The organism is Kitasatospora sp. NPDC058162 (assembly GCF_042884005.1).
In the GTDB taxonomy this organism is placed as follows: domain Bacteria; phylum Actinomycetota; class Actinomycetes; order Streptomycetales; family Streptomycetaceae; genus Kitasatospora.
Map to the genome: position 1 here is coordinate 246,196 of NZ_JBHVUS010000004.1, position 18,322 is coordinate 264,517.

Genomic DNA, 18,322 nt, shown 5'->3' on the forward strand with positions numbered 1-18,322 from the left:
GAGCTTCGTTCCCCGCCCGCCAGCCGGGCCCCATCTCCGAAGGAGTCCATCAGTGACGGAAGGCACCACCTCCGCCGTCGAGGCCGAGGACGTCGCCAGCACCGACGAGAGCATCGTCACCCGCCTGGAGCAGGAGGGTGACATCGCGGCGGACTACCTGGAGGGTCTGCTCGACATCGCGGACCTCGACGGTGACATCGACATGGACGTCGAGGGCGACCGCGCCCTGGTGTCCATCGTCAGCGACGGCAACGACCGCGCGCTGCAGCGTCTGGTCGGCCAGGACGGCGAGGTGCTGGAGGCCCTGCAGGAGCTGACCCGGTTGGCCGTCCACCGGGAGACCGGCGAGCGCAGCCGTCTCATGCTGGACATCGCCGGCTTCCGGGCCCGCAAGCGCGAGGAGCTGGCCGTTCTCGGGGCCGAGGCCGCGGAGCAGGCGAAGAGCAGCGGCGAGCAGGTCAAGCTGCGGCCGATGACGCCCTTCGAGCGCAAGGTCGTCCACGACGCGGTCGCGGCCGCCGGTCTGCGCAGCGAGTCGGAGGGCGAGGAGCCCGAGCGGTGCGTGGTCGTGCTGCCGGCCTGAGGCCGTCGGGACGATGACCGGCCGCCGCGGCGACCGGCGAGTATGGCCGAACGCGACCCCGTCCGCCTCGTGCGGGCGGGGTCGTTGTTCCTCCTGGGATGTTTCACGTGAAACAGTGCGTTGAGCGGGTCGGTGGATCCGGAGATCGGAGAGGTCGAGATGGACACGGAGAGCGCGGCCACCGGCCGTCCGGGGGCGGACGTGAACCCTGACGCGGAGGAACGGGCCGAGGTGCCCGAGCTGGACGTGCTGGCCGAGGCGCCGGCGGCCGCCAGAGAGGTCTTCGGCGACCGCTTCGACGCCGCCGTCCGCTACACCGAGCTGCTGGCCACGGCGGGGGTCAAGCGCGGGCTGATCGGGCCCCGTGAGGTGCCCCGGCTGTGGGACCGCCACGTCCTCAACTGCGCGGTGCTGGCCGAGCTGCTGCCGACCGGCTCCACCCTGTGCGACGTCGGCTCCGGCGCCGGCCTGCCGGGCATCCCGGTGGCGCTGGCCCGTCCGGACGTCTCGGTGACCCTGCTGGAGCCGCTGCTGCGCCGGACCACCTTCCTGGAGGAGGTCGTCCGGGAGTTGGGGCTGGAGAACGTCACGGTGCTCCGCGGCCGCGCCGAGGAGATGATCGGCAAGCTCGCGGTGGACGTGGTGACCGCCCGGGCCGTGGCACCGCTGGACCGACTGGCCGGCTGGGGGATGCCGCTGCTGCGTCCGCACGGGCAGATGCTGGCGCTCAAGGGCGACAGCGCCGAGCAGGAGCTGGCCGACTCGCGCGCCGGGCTGGCCAAGCTGGGCGCCGTCGAGTGGAGCGTGATCTCGGTCGGCGAGGGCACCCTGGAGACCTCGACCCGGGTGGTCCAGGTCAAGGCGGGGGAGAGCCCCGGCGGGGTGAAGGCCGCGACCAAGCGGGCCAAGGCGGCCCGGGCCGGCCGCAATGCCGGCGTCAAGACCGGCGATCGCGCCCGGGCCGGGCGCCGCCGCGGCACCCGCTGAGGTCCTCGGTACGGAACGACGGGCGGACGGCTCCCCTCGAGAGGGGGGAACCGTCCGCCCGTCGTCGTTCAGGTGACGGGCAGGCCGAGATCGGAACACCGGAGTGTCGCAACGTCAGATTTCCGGCATAGCGGGCATGGTGTTTCACGTGAAACGTCGCTCCCTCCTCTCCGACAGCTTCGACTGGCGGCCCCGCCGCGGGCTCGGTCTCTTCCGGGCTGCGACTGTTGCCGCTCCGGTTTCACGTGAAACACTGAGCCCCATGCAGGACTCGGAGACCATCGACCAGATCGATGACACGCCCATCGCGCGGGCTGCCCAGGCTGCGGTTCAGGCGATCGGCCGAGCGGGGGAGGGGCTGCCCCGGCCCGCCGCCACCCGGGTGATCGTGGTCGCCAACCAGAAGGGCGGGGTGGGTAAGACCACCACGACCGTGAACATGGCCGCCTCGCTGGCCATGCACGGGCTGCGCGTCCTGGTGGTCGACCTCGATCCCCAGGGCAACGCCTCGACCGCCCTCGGCATCGACCACCACGCCGAGGTGCCGTCCATCTATGACGTCCTGGTCGAGGGCAAGCCCCTGGCCGACGTGGTCCAGCCGGTCGTGGACGTCGAGGGGCTCTTCTGCGTCCCCGCCACGATCGACCTGGCCGGCGCCGAGATCGAGCTGGTCTCGCTGGTGGCCCGGGAGAGCCGGCTGCAGCGCGCCATCGCCGCGTACGAGCAGCCGCTGGACTACATCCTGATCGACTGTCCGCCCTCATTGGGCCTGCTGACGGTCAACGCCCTGGTGGCCGGTCAGGAGGTGCTGATCCCGATCCAGTGCGAGTACTACGCGCTGGAGGGCCTCGGCCAGCTGCTGCGCAACGTCGAGCTGGTGCGCGCGCACCTCAACCCCACGCTGCACGTCTCGACCATCCTGCTCACCATGTACGACGCCCGGACCAGGCTGGCCGCCCAGGTCGCCGAGGAGGTCCGGACCCACTTCCAGGCCGAGGTGCTGAGCACGGCGATCCCGCGCTCGGTCCGCATCTCGGAGGCGCCCAGCTACGGGCAGACGGTGCTGACCTACGACCCGGGCTCGACCGGGGCGCTCTCGTACCTGGAGGCCGCCCGCGAGCTCGCGCTGCGCGCGGTGGGCCAGGGCGGCTCGTTGGTGGGTCAGCAGCGGGACGGCAGCGGTACGGGGCACGGCGCCCCGATGGCACAGCACGGTACGACGGAGGGTCATCAGTGAGTGGTCGCAGGGGTCTGGGACGAGGGCTCGGGGCGCTGATCGGCCCCGCAGCACCGGCCGACGGCGGGGCGGCGCAGCCCGCTGCCGCCACGTCCGCGCCGACCTCGGTGGTGGCGACCGGCACGACGTCGCCCGCCTCGGTTCCGGTGCTGCCGGGCGGCCGCGCCACGGTGGCGGCCCGGGCGGCGGTCGGACGGCAGGCCGAGCAGCCGGCGCCGGTCCCCGGGGCCTCCTTCGCCGAGCTGCCGCTGGACGCGATCACCCCCAACCCGCGCCAGCCGCGGGAGGTGTTCGACGAGGACAAGCTGGCCGAGCTGGTGGCCTCCATCAAGGAGGTCGGGCTGCTCCAGCCGATCGTGGTGCGCCAGGTCGCGGCCGAGCGCTATGAGCTGATCATGGGCGAGCGCCGCTGGCGGGCCTCCCGTGAGGCGGGGCTGGAGCGGATCCCGGCGATCGTCCGGGCCACCGAGGACGACAAGCTGCTGCTGGACGCCCTCCTGGAGAACCTCCACCGGGCCGAGCTCAACCCGCTGGAGGAGGCGGCCGCCTACGACCAGCTGATGCGGGACTTCTCCTGCACCCACGAGGAGCTGGCCGACCGGATCGGCCGCTCGCGGCCGCACGTCTCCAACACCCTGCGGCTGATGAAGCTCCCGGCCCCCGTCCAGCGCCGACTGGCGGCCGGCACGCTGACGGCCGGGCACGCACGGGCGCTGCTGCCGCTGACGGATCCCGAGACCCAGGAGAAGCTGGCCGCGCGGATCATCGCGGAGGGCCTCACGGTGCGCAACGTCGAGGAGCTCGTCGTCCTGATGCGCTCGGAGGAGCCGCAGGAGGCGAAGCGCCAGGCGCCCAAGGCCGGCAAGCTCATCTCCCCGGCGTTCAACGACCTGGCGAGCCGGCTGTCGGACCGCTTCGACACCCGGGTCAAGGTCGAGGTGTCGCAGCGCGGCGGGAAGCTGGGCAAGGGCAAGGTGGTGCTGGAGTTCGGTTCGGTCGAGGACCTGAACCGGATCCTGGACAGCATGGCTCCGGGCGAGGACGGTCTGCGGCTGTCGCAGGGCTGAGCCGGTCACCCGGACCGGGGGCGACGACCCGATGGGTGCATGTGCCACGTGAGCGCTGTTTCACGTGAAACATGCACCCATCGGCGTTCGTGGGGGCATGCTCGACCGTGAAAGGGAGGAGGAGGTGCGGGCCATGGGACGCCGGATCGCTCCGCTGACGCTGGACAACCTCGCGGACCTGCCGACCGGCTGCCGCTCCTGCGTGTTCTGGGAGCTGGACCCGGTCAGCGCGAAGGAGGCGGTGGAGTCGGGGAAGCCGGAGCTGGAGAAGGAGGGCTGGATCTCCGCGGTGCTGCTGGAGTGGGGGTCCTGCGGTCGGATCGTCTACGTGGACGACCAGCCGGCCGGCTTCGTGCTCTACGCGCCGCCCGCGTACGTCCCCCGCTCGCAGTCCTTCCCGACCAGCCCGGTCTCGCCGGACGCCGTTCAGCTGATGGTCAGCCGGGTGCTGCCGGGTTACCAGCGCCAGGGGCTGGGCCGGGTGCTGGTGCAGACCGTCGCCAAGGACCTGGTGGGGCGCGGGGTGCGGGCGATCGAGGCCTTCGGCTCGGCGGGCCGGGTGCCGACCAGCTGCGTGCTGCCGGCCGACCACCTGCTCGCGGTCGGCTTCAAGACCGTACGGCCGCATCCGCGCTACCCGAGGCTGCGGCTGGAGGCGCGGACCACGCTCTCCTGGCGCGGCGACGTGGAGGGGGCGTTGGAGCGGCTGCTGGGCGGCGGGCGGAAGGAGCCGGCCCTGCGGCCGTTCTGAGCGGCATCCGGACAGACGACGGCGGCGGGGCTCCCCTCCTGGGGAGCCCCGCCGCCGTTCGGTCGGTGACCGGGGGACCTAGAACAGGCCGTCCAGCTCGCGCAGCAGCGCGGCCTTCGGACGGGCGCCGGTGATCTGCTTCACCGGCTGGCCGTCCTTGAAGAGGATCAGCGTCGGGATCGAGATCACGTTGTACTCGGCAGCGGTCACCTGGTTGGCGTCCACGTCGAGCTTGGCGATGGTGAGCTTGTCGCCGTGCTCGGCCGCGATGTCCTCCAGGACCGGGGCGACCTGGCGGCACGGGCCGCACCAGGTGGCCCAGAAGTCGACCAGTACGGGCTTGTCGCTCTCCAGGACATCGGACTTGAACGTCGTGTCGGTGACGGTGGTGGTGGCGCCGGCCACGGGGACTCCTCGGGTTCGGACGGAGAGGGCTGCTGCCAGGAAGAACAACGGGCGGGCCCGTTCTGTTTCTGCCTGGCCGGGGCGGGGGTGTTTCACGTGGAACACCCCCGCGGGTTCGGTCGGGGCGGGCCGGGGGAGGGGCCGGCGGGGGAGAGGGGTCAGACCGCGACGGCGGCCTTGTTCTCCACGTCGTCCAGCGCGGCCAGGTAGCGCTCGGCGTCCAGCGCGGCGGAGCAGCCGGTGCCGGAGGCGGTGATGGCCTGGCGGTAGGTGTGGTCCACGACGTCGCCGGCGCCGAACACGCCCTCGATGTTGGTCCGGGTCGACGGGGCGTCGACCTTGAGGTAGCCCTCGGCGTCGAGGTCCAGCTGGCCCTTGAAGAGGTCGGTGCGCGGGTCGTGGCCGATCGCGATGAACAGGCCGGTGACGGCCAGCTCGCGGGTCTCGCCGGTGGTGGTGTCGCGCAGGGTGACCCCGGTCAGCTTCGGGTCGCCGTGGATGGCCTCGACGGCGCTGTCCCACTCGAAGCGGATCTTCGGGTCGGCGAAGGCGCGCTCCTGCATCGCCTTGGAGGCGCGCAGCGAGTCGCGGCGGTGGATGATCGTGACGCTCTTGGCGAAGCGGGAGAGGAAGGTCGCCTCCTCCAGGGCCGTGTCGCCGCCGCCGACCACCGCGATGTCCTGGTCGCGGAAGAAGAAGCCGTCGCAGGTCGCGCACCAGGAGACGCCCCGGCCGGAGAGCTTGTCCTCGTTCGGCAGGTTGAGCTTGCGGTGCTGGGAGCCGGTGGTGACGATCACGGCGCGGGCCTTGTGCACGTTGCCCTCGGAGTCGGTGACGGTCTTGATCTCACCGCTGAGGTCGACCGCGACGATGTCGTCCGGGATCAGCTCGGCGCCGAAGCGCTCCGCCTGCGCCCGCATGTTGTCCATCAGCTCGGGGCCCATGATGCCGTCCCGGAAGCCCGGGAAGTTCTCGACCTCGGTGGTGTTCATGAGCGCACCACCGGCGGTGACGGCCCCCTCGAAGACCAGCGGCTTGAGGGAGGCACGGGCCGTGTAGAGCGCGGCCGTGTAGCCTGCCGGGCCGGAACCGATGATGATCACGTTACGGACGTCGCTCACTGCTTCTCCTGGTTCGCATCGCGACCCGCGTTAGCTGCGGGGAGGGCGGTCCTGCTCCGCCGCCCGGGACAACGACTGACCAGTCTCTCGCATTCCCAGGCGGATCAGTACCAGGCGCCCGAACTCCGGAAGCGGCGTGCCGCCCTGGTCGTCGATCGCATGGGAACGGCCGTCCGGCGGCTGGGAAGGGCCGCTCAGCGTCCGGGGACGGTCCGGTGCAGGAGGACCGGGCCGCAGTCGGGGGAGCGCAGGTAGACGTCCACGAAGCCGGGCCGGCCGGGGGCCGGGTAGACCAGGACGTCCACCGGGGAGCCCTGGTAGCTGCCCCGGTCGGTGGCCAGCGGGGTGCCCGGGTCGGGGGCCGTGCAGGCGCCGGGCGAGGCCGGGCCGGCGAGCTCCGGCCCGGCGCCGTCGGCGGGCGCGGCGCCGGATTTGGCGGGCCCGGTGGCGCGCAGTCCGGGCTGGGCGGCGGACCGGTCCAGCAGTTGCCGGACCTGGGCGGCGAGCTGGTCCTCGCGGTAGTCGGTGCCGGGGCCCGCCAGGTGCGGGGTGCGGGCGCTCAGGTCGCCGGGGACGCCCGTCGAGGCGGCGGAGGCGGTGGTGGTCGGGGCGTCGGCGCGGTTCAGCAGCAGGGCTCCGCCGAGGCCGACGGCGGCCAGCGCGGCGGCCGCGCCGAGCAGCAGGGCGAACCGGCGGCGGCGCGGTCGGGGGCGCCCGGGGCCGGAGGCCGAGGCGGGGCGGGCCGGGGGCGCGGAGGGGGCCGCGGCGGCCCGTACGGGCGGGGCCGGGGGGTCCGCCCGGTGGGCGGTGGCGGGGGTCTCCTGCGGGCGCCGTGCGGCCTCGGCGGCCGAGCGCGGGGCGGTGCGGGCCGCCTCGGCGAGGGCGGCGTCCAGCCGGGCCATGACGTCGGCGGGCATCGGCTCGGGCTCGACGGCGCCGAGCAGCGTCCGCACCTCGGCCAGCGCCTCGGCGGTCTCGCGGCACTCGGCGCAGCCGTCCAGGTGCCGCCGCAGCGTCCGGGCGGCCTCGGCGGGCTCGACCAGGCCCTCGGCGAGGTCGGCCAGCTCCTCGACGGAGGGGTGGTCGTCGGCGGGTGCGGGGGAGGAGAGGGGGGCGGTCATCGTGTGCTCGCGTCTCCTTCCAGCATCGTGCGGCCGGTGCTCGGGCCTGTCCCTGTGACGGTGCGGGGGCCCGTCGGGTTCCCCCGGGTGTCGCCCTGCGGGGGCGGGGCCCCACCGGACGGGCCGGGAGCGGCGCGCCCCGACGCCCGGCGGGCCGGTGTTTCACGTGAAACGTTCCGCCCGTCGTGCGCTCCGTCGTGCGTTCCGTCGCGGGCTCCGTCGTCGGTCTCGCGCAGGTGCCGGACCAGCGGGAGCAGCCGGGCCCGGCCGCGGGCGCAGCGGCTCTTCACGGTGCCCACCGGGACGCCCAGCAGCTCGGCGGCCTCGGCGACCGGGTAGCCCTGCATGTCGACCAGGACCAGGGCGGCCCGCTGCTCGGGGGGCAGTTCGGCGAGTGCCGCGGTCAGCTCCCGGTGCACCTCGGCCCGGACCACCGGGGAGTCGGCCGGCTCGGCGGTGCCGACCAGGCCGTCCAGCCGCTGGGGGTCCTCGTCCAGCGGGGTGGTGCGCCGGGTGGCGCTGCGCCGGGCGCGGTCCAGGCAGGCGTTGACCACGATCCGGTGCAGCCAGGTGGTGACGGCCGAGCGGCCCTGGAAGCCGGGGGCGGCCCGGAAGGCGGAGACCAGGGCGTCCTGGAGGGCGTCCGCGGCCTCCTCGCGGTCGCCCAGGGTACGCAGGGCGACCGCCCAGAGGCGGTCCCGGTGGCGGTTCACCAGCAGGCCGAAGGCCTCCCGGTCGCCGGCGACGTGCCGGGCGAGCAGCGTCGCGTCGTCGTCCGCCACTGTCACCCCTTGTCGCCGTCGTCCGGTCTGCCCGGGCCTGCGGTCAGCCGAAGACCTTCACCTCGTTGACCTGACCGCGGTAACCGCCGCCGCTCGTATCCTTCGGCAGGCTGGTCATCCAGATCAAGACGTAACGCGTGTTCGTCGGGCTGCTCAGGGTGAAGTCGGCGGTGGGGCCGGTCTTCTTGTCCATGACGTTGAAGGACTCGGGCTGGGCGTCCTGCGGATTCGCGGCGGCCTGGGCGTTCGGCACCCGGAGCTCGGCCGTGTGGGTGCCGGTGAACTGGACGTTCACCGAGCTGACCGACTGCACCGAGCCGAGGTCGATGAGCAGGCCGGTGCCGTCCTTGAACGGGGGCTTGGGGCCGAAGGGGTCGTTGTAGGTCTTGGTCACCCAGGAGGTGTTCGGGTCCCCGTCGAAGACCTTCGGGAGCAGCCAGAGGGACTCCGGCGAGTCGCCCCGCGGGTTGTAGGAGAAGGCTTCCTTGATCTGGATCGGCACCGGGGTGTGGGTCGTCGGGCGCGCGCTGCTCGGAGCGGTGCTGCTGACCGAGGTCTGCGGGGTGGCGACGGCCTGTCCGCTGTTGCGCAGGCTGCCGACGAACTGCCAGGAGGCGACGCCGATCGCGCCCAGGGCGACGGTCCAGGCGGTGGCCTTGACCACCCGGCGCAGCCGGCGCTTGGTGCGCCGGGCGGCGGTCGGCCGGGAGGAGGGCGGCAGCGGGGCGACCGCCGGGTCGGCCACCCGGGTGGGGTTGGGCGCGGTCGGCAGGGCGTGGGTGTTGTGCCGGGGCGGGGCCGGGAAGGCCGGCAGCTCGGGCTCGGGCTGCCGGATCCGGGGCAGCTGGGCGATCGCCCGGACCAGCTCCTCCGGGGTGGTGATCGGCTCGGCGTGGTGCGGCGGGTGGTCGAACAGGGCGCGCGCGGCGAGTTCGGACAGCCCCTTGTGGACGCCCGCGCGGACCTGGTCCGGCGCGGCGTTCTGCAGGCCCTTGGGCAGGCCCTTGAGGTCGTAGCGGTCCTCGGGGTACGGCCACCGGTGGGTGAGCGCGGCGAACAGCAGGGCGCCGATCGCCCGGGTGTCGGTGCGCTGGGCGTCCTCGGTGGAGTCCTCCGGGGGCAGCCCGCGCAGGGCGGCGTCCACGGCGATGCCGTTGATCCGGTACTGGCCGCTGTCGGTGCGCAGCACGCAGCGCGGGGTCAGCCGCAGGTGCGCCTTGCCGCGGCGGTGCGCGGCGGCGACGGCGTCGGCGACCTGGCGGACCATCTGGTACGCCTCGTGCGGCTCCATCGGGCCGTTCGCGAGCAGCCTGGCGAGGTCGGAGGCGTGCGGCAGCCACTCCCGCACGATGTAGACCAGCTCGTTCTCCTGGACGGCGTCCAGCACCTGGACGAAGCGCGGGTCGCCGAGCAGGGCCGCGGACTTGGCGGCGGCCAGCACCTTGCGGGCGCGCTGGTGGCCGGAGGCCATCAGGTGGACGCCGACGGCCCGGCGCAGCTTCTCGTCGACGGCGCGCCAGCTGCTGAAGGTCTCGGTCTGGGAGATGCACTCCTCGAGCAGGTAGCGGTGGCCGATCTTGTCGCCGCTGTGCCGCATCGGCGCGGGGAGGGTGCGCGGGAGGGTGGCGGTGTCGCGCGGGTCGACCGTGGGCTGGGGGTCGGTGGGGCGGCGCTTGTCGGAGGCGGGCTGCGGTGCGGGAGCGGGTTTCTTCCGTGCGGCGCCGGCCGCCAGTTCGGCGGCGATCTCGTGGACCGAGAGCGGGGCGGTGATCTCCGAGGTCTCCTCGCTCACCGAGGCCTCCTGGGCCTCCGAGGACTCCGGGGCCGGCTCGGCGTCGGTGTCGGCGTCGTCCGGACCGTCCTCGTCGTCGGCCTTGGAGCGGGCCGGGGAGTCGGCCTCGGCGGAGTCCGTGGGGGCGTCCGCGGAGGAGGGGGCGTCGGCGGAGCTCGCCGGGGCGGTCTTCCCGCCGCCGAGCTCGTCGATCGCCGCGGCCAGCGCGGCTTCGTCCGCCGCCGCGTCAGCTGCTGACGTGTCGACGACCGCCTTGGTGCCATCAGCCACCGTGGTCCTGCCTCCCCTTGTGTCGCCCCGGCTGAGAGAGTCGCTGGAGCCCGCGGATTGGCCGCCCTGTGCTCCAGGACAATTGTGCCCACTCTTCACCACCGGGTACGACCGCTGAAGGGTCCGCTCGGTTGCATGCCGGTGGAGAGATGTGGTGCAGATCCGACACCGGGCCGCCACGTGGCGGCCCGGACGTGCCGGGTTGCTGGTGGCGGCCCGGAAGTGCGGGCCGGACGGGCGGGGCGGTGCTCGCCCCGGTTGACACCAGGTCAGGGTGTCCGCCCGTCCGGCCGGTTGCCTCGACGGTCAGCGGCCCAGTCGGCCGCGGACCATGCCCAGCATGGCGTTCATCTCCTCGATCCGCAGGCGCTTCGCGATGAACACGAACACCAGCATCTGGAGGGCGCCGCCCAGGAGGACCGACAGTACGCTGCCCGCCCAGCCGGCGAGCACCTGCTGGACCGCCAGACTGACGCCGAGGCCGACCACCGCGGCCGGGACGCAGGCGGTGGCCAGCCGGCTGTAGGTCTTGCCGATCCGCTTGGTGTCCAGCCCGCCGATCTTCTTCTTCAGCTTCGGCACCGCGACCGTCACTCCGACGGCGTACGCGAGGCCGTAGCCGAGGGCCATGCCGGTCACCGTCCACTGCGCGGGCAGCGCGACCCAGCAGAGCAGCGAGAAGCCGGCCTGGCAGACCGCCACCCAGACGGTGTTGGAGAACGGGGTCCGGGTGTCCTCGTAGGCGTAGAAGCCGCGCAGCATCACGTACTGGGCCGAGTACGGGATCAGCCCGAGCGCGAAGGCCGAGAGCATCAGGCCGACGTTGGTCGCGTTGTCCAGGGCCGTCGCGCCGCCGCCGACCGCGTAGATCGAGCGGCCGATCGCCGGGCCGAGCGCCAGGAACAGGAAGGCCGCCGGGACGACCGCCACCGCGGTGGTGCGCAGCCCGTACGACAGGTCGTCGCGGACGGCGCCGGCGTCCTCGTCGGCGGCCGCGCGGGAGAGCCGGGGGAGCACCGCGCTCATGATCGAGACGGTGATGACGGCCTGCGGGAGCTGCCAGATCAGCAGGGCGTTGGAGAAGGCCGAGAGGCCGACACCGCCGTGGCCGCCCTGTTCGGCGGCGCTGCCGGCGGCGGTCGCCAGCTGGGTGATGACCAGGTAGCCGGCCTGGTTGGCGAGCACGAAGAAGAAGGTCCACTTGGCCAGCCGGGCCGCCTTGCCCAGGCCGTGGCCGCGCCAGTCGAAGCGCGGCCGGAAGCGGAAGTCCGCGGCCCGCAGGTACGGGATCATCGCCAGCGACTGGACCACCAGGCCCAGCAGGGTGCCCAGGCCGAGCAGCCGGACGCCCTCCGGGGTGATGTTCTCCGGGGTGATCTGGGTGCCGTTGTAGCCGCCGTAGACCCAGATGTAGGCGCCGAAGGTGAAGATCACCACGATGTTGTTGAGGACCGGGGTCCACATCATCGCGCCGAACCGGCCCCGGGCGTTGAGGATCTGGCCCATCACCACGTGCACGCCCATGAAGAAGATGGTCGGCAGGCAGTAGCGGGCCAGCGCCACCGTGGTGTCCGCGCGGGCCGGGTTGGTCATCATCGGGTGGGCGATCAGCTGGACCAGCAGGGGCGCCCCGAGCACGGCCAGGAAGACCACGCCGCCGAGCCCGACCATCACCAGGGTGAGCAGCCGGTTGGCGTAGGCGGTCCCGCCGTCCTCGTCGTTCTTCATGCTGCGCACCAGCTGCGGTACGAAGACCGCGTTCAGCGCGCCGCCGCCGATCAGGATGTACAGCAGGGTCGGCAGGGTGTTCGCCGCGTTGTACGAGTCACCCATGACCGCGATGCCGATCGCGCCGGCGATGACCATGGTCCGCAGGAAGCCGGTGCCGCGGGAGACCAGGGTGCCGGCCGCCATGATCGCGCTGGAGTTCAGCAGGCTGGCGACCTTGCCGCCGCCGCCGGAGGCCGGGGCGGGCTCGGCCTCGGGCCGGGCGGCGTGCTCCTCGGCGAGGTCCGCCAGCGGTTCGACCGCCGGGGGCACCGCGACGGCGGCCACCTGCATGGTGGCCTCCTCCTCGGAGAGCGGCGGGTCGAACTCGATCGGCGGCACGAAGGGCCGCTGCCCGTCCGGACCACCGTGCTGCGGCTGCCCCGGGTAGCCGCCCATCGGCGGGTACGGCGCGGGGGCGACCGGCGGCACCGCCGAGGCCGGGGGCACGGGTGCGGCTTGCTGGGCCGGCGCGGGCTGGGGGACCGGCGGCTGGGCCGCGGCCTCGGCCGGGCGGCCGCCGAACAGCGCGTCCACCCCGACGTACTCGGTGGTCTCGCTGTCCCAGGCGGAGTGCGCCGGGCCCGGCTGCCACTGCTGCTGGGGCTGCTCGGCGGCGCCCCACTGGGGGTGCGCCGGGGCGGCCGGAGCCGGCTGGGCGGCCTGCTGCTGCGGCCAGCCCGGCTGCACCGGGGTGTCCCAGCCGGGCTGCACGGGGGGCACCGGGGGCGAGAACGGCGAGGACGGCACCGGGGTCGGGTAGCCGCCGCCCTGCGGCGGCAGCTGCGGCGGCACGTCGTACGCGGTGACCGGCGGCGGCGGTGCGGCGGGCCGTCCGGTCTGGAGGCCGTACGGGTCCTGGCCGTCCTGCGCGGTCCCGTACGCCTGTGCGGCGTACGGGTCCTGGGCGTAGGTGTCGGCCACGTACCAGTCGCCGGACGGCGACTCGGCGCCCGGCCGGCTCTCACCGCGGCCCGGCGGCCGCTCCTCGCTGCGCCCGGTCATGTCACCTCTTCGCTGTTGTGGGGGGAGACCGGCCCGGCATCGCGGGGGGTCGGCGGTGTCAAGGACCAACCTTCTCATCACTGGCGGTCCGATCCCGGCCATCCGGGCTGCTGGCGCGCGGTGTCTGTGCGGGACCCCCGTCCGCGGCGGCGCCCGGGTCGGCGGGCTCGGCGGGCTCGGCCGCGGCGTCGCCCGCCGGGCCGTCCTGGGCCGGGCCGTCCCCGACCGGCTGGTCGCCGTCCTCGTGCGGCTGCCCGCCGCGCCGCTTGCGCTGGCGGACGAAGCGCAGCGCGGCGAGCACCAGCAGGACGGCGGCGCCGGCGAAGACGTACAGCACCCCGTTGGTCACCGAGGTGACCTCGACGGTGAAGGTCTGGGCCTTCCCGTAGGGCTTCGAGTCGGGGCCGGTGGTCCACAGCTGGGCGATCATGGTGACCGGGCCGTTGTTGCGGGCCTCGGCGTTGAAGCGCAGGGTGACGCTCTGCGAGGCGGGGAGGACGAGCTCCTCCGGCAGGCCGACCCGCAGCCTGTTCGGCTGGACCGAGGTGAGCCGCAGCTGCAGGTTGGTGACCGTCTGGGTGAGGTCGTTGCGCACGCTGACCTGGAGCTGGCCGGTGTTCCCGGCCAGGGTGACCACGTTCTTCTTGGGCACCTGGACGGCGGTCGTGAGCTCGTTCAGGTAGCCGCCGACGCCCTCGCGGTAGTCCTCGCCGGCCGGCGTCTGGGCGCGCCACTCGGTGGACAGCGAGCGGACCATCGCGGCGCTGAACGGGCCGCGCACCCGCTGCGGCAGGGTGAGCACCCGCATCAGGGTGTCCAGCTTCTGCTGGATGTCGTCGGTGCCGCTCAGGGCGGTGGCCGGCAGCTCGGAGGCCCGGGCCTGGGTCGGGTAGTCGGCGGGCGACGGGACACCGGTGTTGGCCTTCGGGTCCGGCGCGGACTGGGCCAGCGCGTCCAGCTTCACCGGGGCCAGCCACTTGTCGCCGGCCGTCTGCAGGGCGCCCGCCAGGGCCTTGGCGGTGTTGACGGTCAGCTCGCGCGGCGGCATGACCAGCAGGCCGCGCTGGTTCTGCGGCTGCTCGTGGGTGATCGCGTAGGTCTCGGCGAGGAAGCGCTGGGTCGCCTCGGTCTGGTCCTTCGGGGTGCCGAGGTCCTTCTGGAACGGCGCGGACACCGTGTCGTCGGCGACCACGGCGCTCTGCCCGTTGCCGATCGGGCGCACCGCGGTCGGGGTGTAGTTGACCGAGTCGGGGTCCGGCATGCTCGCGCCGTTGACCAGCACCAGGCTGCTGCCCGCCTGCTGGGCGATGCCGGCGATCTGCTGGTCGAGGTAGCCCTGGTAGGGCCAGGCCACGTCGGAGCGGGTGTCCACGGCGAGCCGGCCCTCGACGGTCAGCCGGCCGGCGGTGGCCGCCTTGTTCAGGGCGGTGCCCATGCTGCCCAGGTCCGCGCCGTTGTGCGCGATCGAGGCGAGGTCCGGGTCGGCGTACGGCAGCGAGACGACCTGGCTGCCCGACTTGGCGACGGCCGCCCGCAGCTTGTTCAGCCAGGCCTCGGCGGCGGCCGAGGCGGGGCGGGAGACGGTGTTCTCGTCCTTGGCGGACTTGCCGGAGCGCTCGGTGCCCGGCTTCTGCACCCGGTACGGCTTGGTCATCGCGAACGCGGCGTCCAGCAGGTCCGGGTCGACCACCCAGGTCAGCCCGTTCAGCTTGGCGCCGGTGTCGACCAGCTCGTACAGCCGGCCGCCCGGCGCGAGGTCGGTGGCCAGGCTGTCGTCGCGCAGCACCGAGAGGTTCTGGTCGCCGTCGGCGAAGGTCTGCGCGGCCAGCACCGGTGCGTGCACCAGCGGCCAGAGCGTGGCGACCTTCGTCGGCTGGGCCTCGGAGCCGCCCTGGGAGTAGGGCAGGAAGGTGCGGGCGATGCCCAGCGCCCGGTCGCGCGGGTTGTCGCCGGTCGAGCCCCAGGCGTCCACCGCGAGCTCGTAGACGCCGCTCTCGGACAGCCCGAGGTCGCTCACCGCGACGCTCAGGGTGTACGGCAGGCTCTGGCCGGGGCTCAGCTCCGGCAGGGCGTACTGCGGGCTGTCCAGCTCCGTCCCGTCGTCGCCCCGCGGGGTGGTCCGGGTGGCCACGTTCTGGAGCTCGCTGCGCCGCTGCAGCGGCTTGCTGGAGACCGGCTTGCGGACGGCGGCGTGGGCGCCCTTGAGGGCGGACCTGCCGGAGTTGGTGACGTGACCGGTGATGGACACGGTGCCGTTCTGGACGGCGAGCTGCGGGGTGACCGTCTCGATGGTCATCGTCACCGGGTACTCCGCGGTGGCCGCGACGTCGGCGGCCGGGCGGATGTTGCCGCCGGCCGGCAGCGCCGCGGCGGGGGCGGCCGCGACCAGGGCCAGGAGCGCCCCGCAGGCGGCGGCGAACCGGCGGGCACGGCCGCCGGTGCCCCGTTCCCCGGCAGGGGGTTCGGTCGGGCCCGCGGCCCGTCCAGGCTGTCGGTGCGCCCCCAGGCCCGAGTGCCGTGCCGGCTCACTCACTCGCTTCGCCCTCGCCGTTCTGTTCGATCGCTCGCTGCTGATGCTGTCCGTCCGGCGCGGTCGCCCGACGTTCCCCGCTCGACGTTCCTCGCTCGACGCTGCACGCCACCCTGCTGCCGCGGAGGGATCCGTCGGCACGGCGGCACGCGACACCGCATCCCCGGTTCCGGTGTCCGCGCTTCGTCCACCGGCATGGTAACGATCCAGCCTGGCGTGCAGTGTTGCGGGCTGTGGGGTGAGACGCCCAAAACGCGCGGGCGGTTGACCTTCCGGGGCACGTACCCTTGTGAGCCGTGTCCACTGCCAATGAGCCCACCGCGCGCACCGACCGTTCCAGCACCGCCGTCCAGGTCGTCCCAGGCCTGAGCGAGGCCCAGACGATGGGCTTGCAAGAGCTGCTGCGGGTCTCGCCGGTCGCCGACGAGATCGCCACCCGCTTCCAGGCGGCCGGTCACCGGCTGGCCCTGGTCGGCGGCTCGGTGCGGGACGCGCTGCTCGGCCGGCTCGGCAACGACCTGGACTTCACCACCGACGCCCGGCCGCAGCAGGTGCTGAAGCTGGTCAAGGGCTGGGCGGACGCGGTCTGGGACGTCGGCATCGCCTTCGGCACCGTCGGCGCCCGCAAGGACACCGCCGAGGGCTCCTTCCTGATCGAGATCACCACCTACCGCTCCGAGGCGTACGACCGCACCTCCCGCAAGCCCGAGGTGACCTACGGCGACACCATCGAGCAGGACCTGGTCCGCCGGGACTTCACGGTCAACGCGATGGCCGTCGACCTGCCCGGCCGCGGCTTCGTCGACCCGCACCACGGCCTGGACGACCTGGAGGCCCGGGTGCTGCGCACCCCCGCCACCCCCGAGGAGTCCTTCTCCGACGACCCGCTGCGGATGATGCGGGCCGCCCGCTTCGCCGCCCAGCTGGACTTCGACCCGGCGCCCGAGGTGCTCGCCGCGATGACCGCGATGGCCGAGCGGATCACCATCGTCTCGGCGGAGCGGGTGCAGGCCGAGCTGAACAAGCTGCTGCTGGCCAAGCACCCGGTGAAGGGCCTGCGGCTGCTGGTCGACACCGGCCTGGCCGGGCACGTGCTGCCGGAGCTGCCCGCGCTGCAGCTGGAGAGCGACGAGCACCACCGGCACAAGGACGTCTACGAGCACTCGCTGACCGTCCTGGAGCAGGCCATCGCCCTGGAGCAGGACGGCCCGGACCTCACCCTGCGGCTGGCCGCGCTGCTGCACGACATCGGCAAGCCGCGCACCCGCCGCTTCGAGTCGGACGGTCGGGTCTCCTTCCACCACCACGAGGTGGTCGGCGCCAAGATGACCCGCAAGCGGATGCGCGAGCTCAAGTACTCCAAGGAGCTCACCGAGGACGTCTCGCGCCTGGTCGAGCTGCACCTGCGCTTCCACGGCTACGGCGGCGGCGAGTGGACCGACTCCGCGGTGCGCCGCTACGTCACCGACGCCGGGCCGCTGCTGGAGCGCCTGCACAAGCTGACCCGCTCCGACTGCACCACCCGCAACCGGAAGAAGGCGGCCGCGCTGTCGCGCACCTACGACGGCCTGGAGGAGCGGATCACCGAGCTGCAGGCCAAGGAGGAGCTGGACGCCATCCGCCCGGCGCTGGACGGCAACCAGATCATGGAGCTGCTCGGTCTCAAGCCGGGCCCCCAGGTCGGCAAGGCGTACAAGCACATGCTCGAACTGCGGCTGGAGCACGGGCCGATGGAGCCGGACGAGGCGGTCGCGGCGCTGCGGGCCTGGTGGGCCGAGCAGCAGGGCTGACCCGGGAGACGCCCCGGAACCGCCGCGCGGCGGTCACGTCCCCGCCCGGGGAGGTGACCGCCGCGTTCGCGTCCGCTCAGCTGTTGATGTGCTTGAGGCAGAGCACGTAGTTCAGCGCGGGCAGGTTGCTGTAGGTGCGGGTGTAGGAGCTGTCGGCCTTCGGCTGCTTGTCGCAGGCCTTCTCGTCCGAGGTGGCGAAGTACTTGTAGACCACCTTGTACTGGGCCTTGGGGTCGGTGCAGGGCAGCACGGTGATCTTCGGGTGCTCGTCCGCGGTCGCGCCGGGGGAGTTCTCGTTGCGCAGGCAGTCGCCGATGCCGGCGCTGTCGACGTCGTTCTTGGTCGCGGGCGGCGGCAGGGTGATGCTCGGCACGGTGAAGCTGGGCATCGGGAGCGGCGGCGGGGTGTAGCCGTAGGTGGTCGTCGGCCGCGGCGACGGCGAGAAGGTGACCGTGTCGGTCGGCGTCGGCAGCGCGACCGAGCCGCCGGAGTCCTTCTTCGGGCCGATCACGCCGGTGGCCAGCAGGACCCCGGTGACCAGCAGGGAGACCGGCACCAGCAGCATGGCGATGTGCGGGCGGCTGCCCAGCGGGGCGCCCGGGTCGAGCTGCGGGCCGTGGGTGCCCGGCATGGGCGGCGGCAGCCGCTTGATCCGGTTGTGGGCACCGAGGTTCATCAGCAGGGTGATCACGGTCAGGATCGGCGAGACCCAGCTCCACCAGCCCTGGACGAGCGTGCGGGCGGACATGTCGCGCACGGTGGCCGTTCCGCAGGTGCGGCAGAACGGGCCGTGCATCCGCAGCATCCGGAACGCGATCAGCAGGCCCTGGTGGCCGCGGACGGTGGCGCGCACGGCCGGGAAGCCGCCGCAGAAGCGGCAGTTCTCCCCGTCCATCGGGGCCGGCGGCGGGTAGCCGTACCCGTAGCCGGGGGGCTGGGCGCCGTACGGCTGCTCCGGCGGCGGGGGGCCCGGGTAGCCGTACCCCGGCGGGGGCGGCGGGGGCGGCGCGCCGTACGCGCCGCCGGCGTACGGGTTGCCGTCGCCCGGTGGCGGGCCGTAGGGCATCTGGGGCGGAGGCGGAGCGGACAAGGGATCCCCCGGAGTGAGGAAGGC

General features: G+C 73.6%; 14 protein-coding genes. 6 read left to right on the forward strand and 8 right to left on the reverse strand.

Annotated elements, in window-relative coordinates:
* Positions 1 to 52 precede the first annotated feature (52 nt).
* From ACFVXG_RS10250 to ACFVXG_RS10270, 5 genes are all read left to right on the forward strand, one after another.
* Positions 53 to 583 carry a protein jag gene (locus ACFVXG_RS10250; RefSeq protein ID WP_387926123.1) on the forward strand — a complete coding sequence of 177 codons (531 nt, stop codon included), beginning with the start codon at positions 53 to 55 and terminating at the stop codon, positions 581 to 583.
* Between the two features lie 159 nt (positions 584 to 742).
* Positions 743 to 1,570, forward strand: coding sequence for a 16S rRNA (guanine(527)-N(7))-methyltransferase RsmG (gene rsmG / locus ACFVXG_RS10255; protein WP_387926125.1), 828 nt, complete (start codon positions 743 to 745; stop codon positions 1,568 to 1,570).
* Between the two features lie 289 nt (positions 1,571 to 1,859).
* Positions 1,860 to 2,807 (forward strand): ParA family protein, encoded by a 948-nt coding sequence (locus ACFVXG_RS10260; RefSeq protein ID WP_350506640.1) that lies wholly within the window; start codon positions 1,860 to 1,862, stop codon positions 2,805 to 2,807.
* Positions 2,804 to 3,874 carry a ParB/RepB/Spo0J family partition protein gene (locus ACFVXG_RS10265; protein ID WP_387926127.1) on the forward strand — a complete coding sequence of 357 codons (1,071 nt, stop codon included), beginning with the start codon at positions 2,804 to 2,806 and terminating at the stop codon, positions 3,872 to 3,874. The genes ACFVXG_RS10260 and ACFVXG_RS10265 overlap by 4 nt, the downstream gene beginning before the upstream one ends.
* A gap of 133 nt (positions 3,875 to 4,007) precedes the next feature.
* The gene (locus ACFVXG_RS10270; RefSeq protein ID WP_387926129.1) at positions 4,008 to 4,625 is read left to right on the forward strand and encodes a GNAT family N-acetyltransferase; all 618 of its coding nucleotides are present in this window, start codon (positions 4,008 to 4,010) and stop codon (positions 4,623 to 4,625) included.
* A gap of 78 nt (positions 4,626 to 4,703) precedes the next feature.
* On the opposite strand, the gene trxA is transcribed toward ACFVXG_RS10270, so the two are convergent.
* From trxA to ACFVXG_RS10305, 7 genes are all read right to left on the reverse strand, one after another.
* A complete protein-coding gene (gene trxA, locus ACFVXG_RS10275; protein ID WP_387926131.1) occupies positions 4,704 to 5,030 on the reverse strand; it encodes a thioredoxin in 327 nt (108 codons plus the stop codon).
* Positions 5,031 to 5,188: 158 nt separating this feature from the next.
* The gene (gene trxB, locus ACFVXG_RS10280; protein WP_387926133.1) at positions 5,189 to 6,151 is read right to left on the reverse strand and encodes a thioredoxin-disulfide reductase; all 963 of its coding nucleotides are present in this window, start codon (positions 6,149 to 6,151) and stop codon (positions 5,189 to 5,191) included.
* A gap of 194 nt (positions 6,152 to 6,345) precedes the next feature.
* Positions 6,346 to 7,272, reverse strand: coding sequence for an anti-sigma factor family protein (locus ACFVXG_RS10285; RefSeq protein ID WP_387926135.1), 927 nt, complete (start codon positions 7,270 to 7,272; stop codon positions 6,346 to 6,348).
* Positions 7,269 to 8,054, reverse strand: coding sequence for an RNA polymerase sigma factor SigM (gene sigM, locus ACFVXG_RS10290; protein ID WP_387926137.1), 786 nt, complete (start codon positions 8,052 to 8,054; stop codon positions 7,269 to 7,271). The genes ACFVXG_RS10285 and sigM overlap by 4 nt, the downstream gene beginning before the upstream one ends.
* Positions 8,055 to 8,097: 43 nt before the next feature.
* A complete protein-coding gene (locus ACFVXG_RS10295; protein WP_387926139.1) occupies positions 8,098 to 10,116 on the reverse strand; it encodes a serine/threonine protein kinase in 2,019 nt (672 codons plus the stop codon).
* Between the two features lie 306 nt (positions 10,117 to 10,422).
* Complete coding sequence (murJ, locus tag ACFVXG_RS10300; RefSeq protein ID WP_387926141.1) at positions 10,423 to 12,888, reverse strand: murein biosynthesis integral membrane protein MurJ; 2,466 nt, start codon at positions 12,886 to 12,888, stop codon at positions 10,423 to 10,425.
* Positions 12,889 to 12,946: 58 nt separating this feature from the next.
* Positions 12,947 to 15,421, reverse strand: coding sequence for a DUF6049 family protein (locus ACFVXG_RS10305; protein ID WP_387926143.1), 2,475 nt, complete (start codon positions 15,419 to 15,421; stop codon positions 12,947 to 12,949).
* 380 nt (positions 15,422 to 15,801) lie between these two features.
* On the opposite strand from ACFVXG_RS10305, the gene ACFVXG_RS10310 reads away from it, so the two are divergent.
* Complete coding sequence (locus tag ACFVXG_RS10310; protein ID WP_387926499.1) at positions 15,802 to 17,208, forward strand: CCA tRNA nucleotidyltransferase; 1,407 nt, start codon at positions 15,802 to 15,804, stop codon at positions 17,206 to 17,208.
* Between the two features lie 76 nt (positions 17,209 to 17,284).
* On the opposite strand, the gene ACFVXG_RS10315 is transcribed toward ACFVXG_RS10310, so the two are convergent.
* On the reverse strand, positions 17,285 to 18,298 hold the full coding sequence (locus ACFVXG_RS10315; protein WP_387926145.1) for a hypothetical protein: 1,014 nt from the start codon (positions 18,296 to 18,298) through the stop codon (positions 17,285 to 17,287).
* Positions 18,299 to 18,322: the final 24 nt, after the last annotated feature.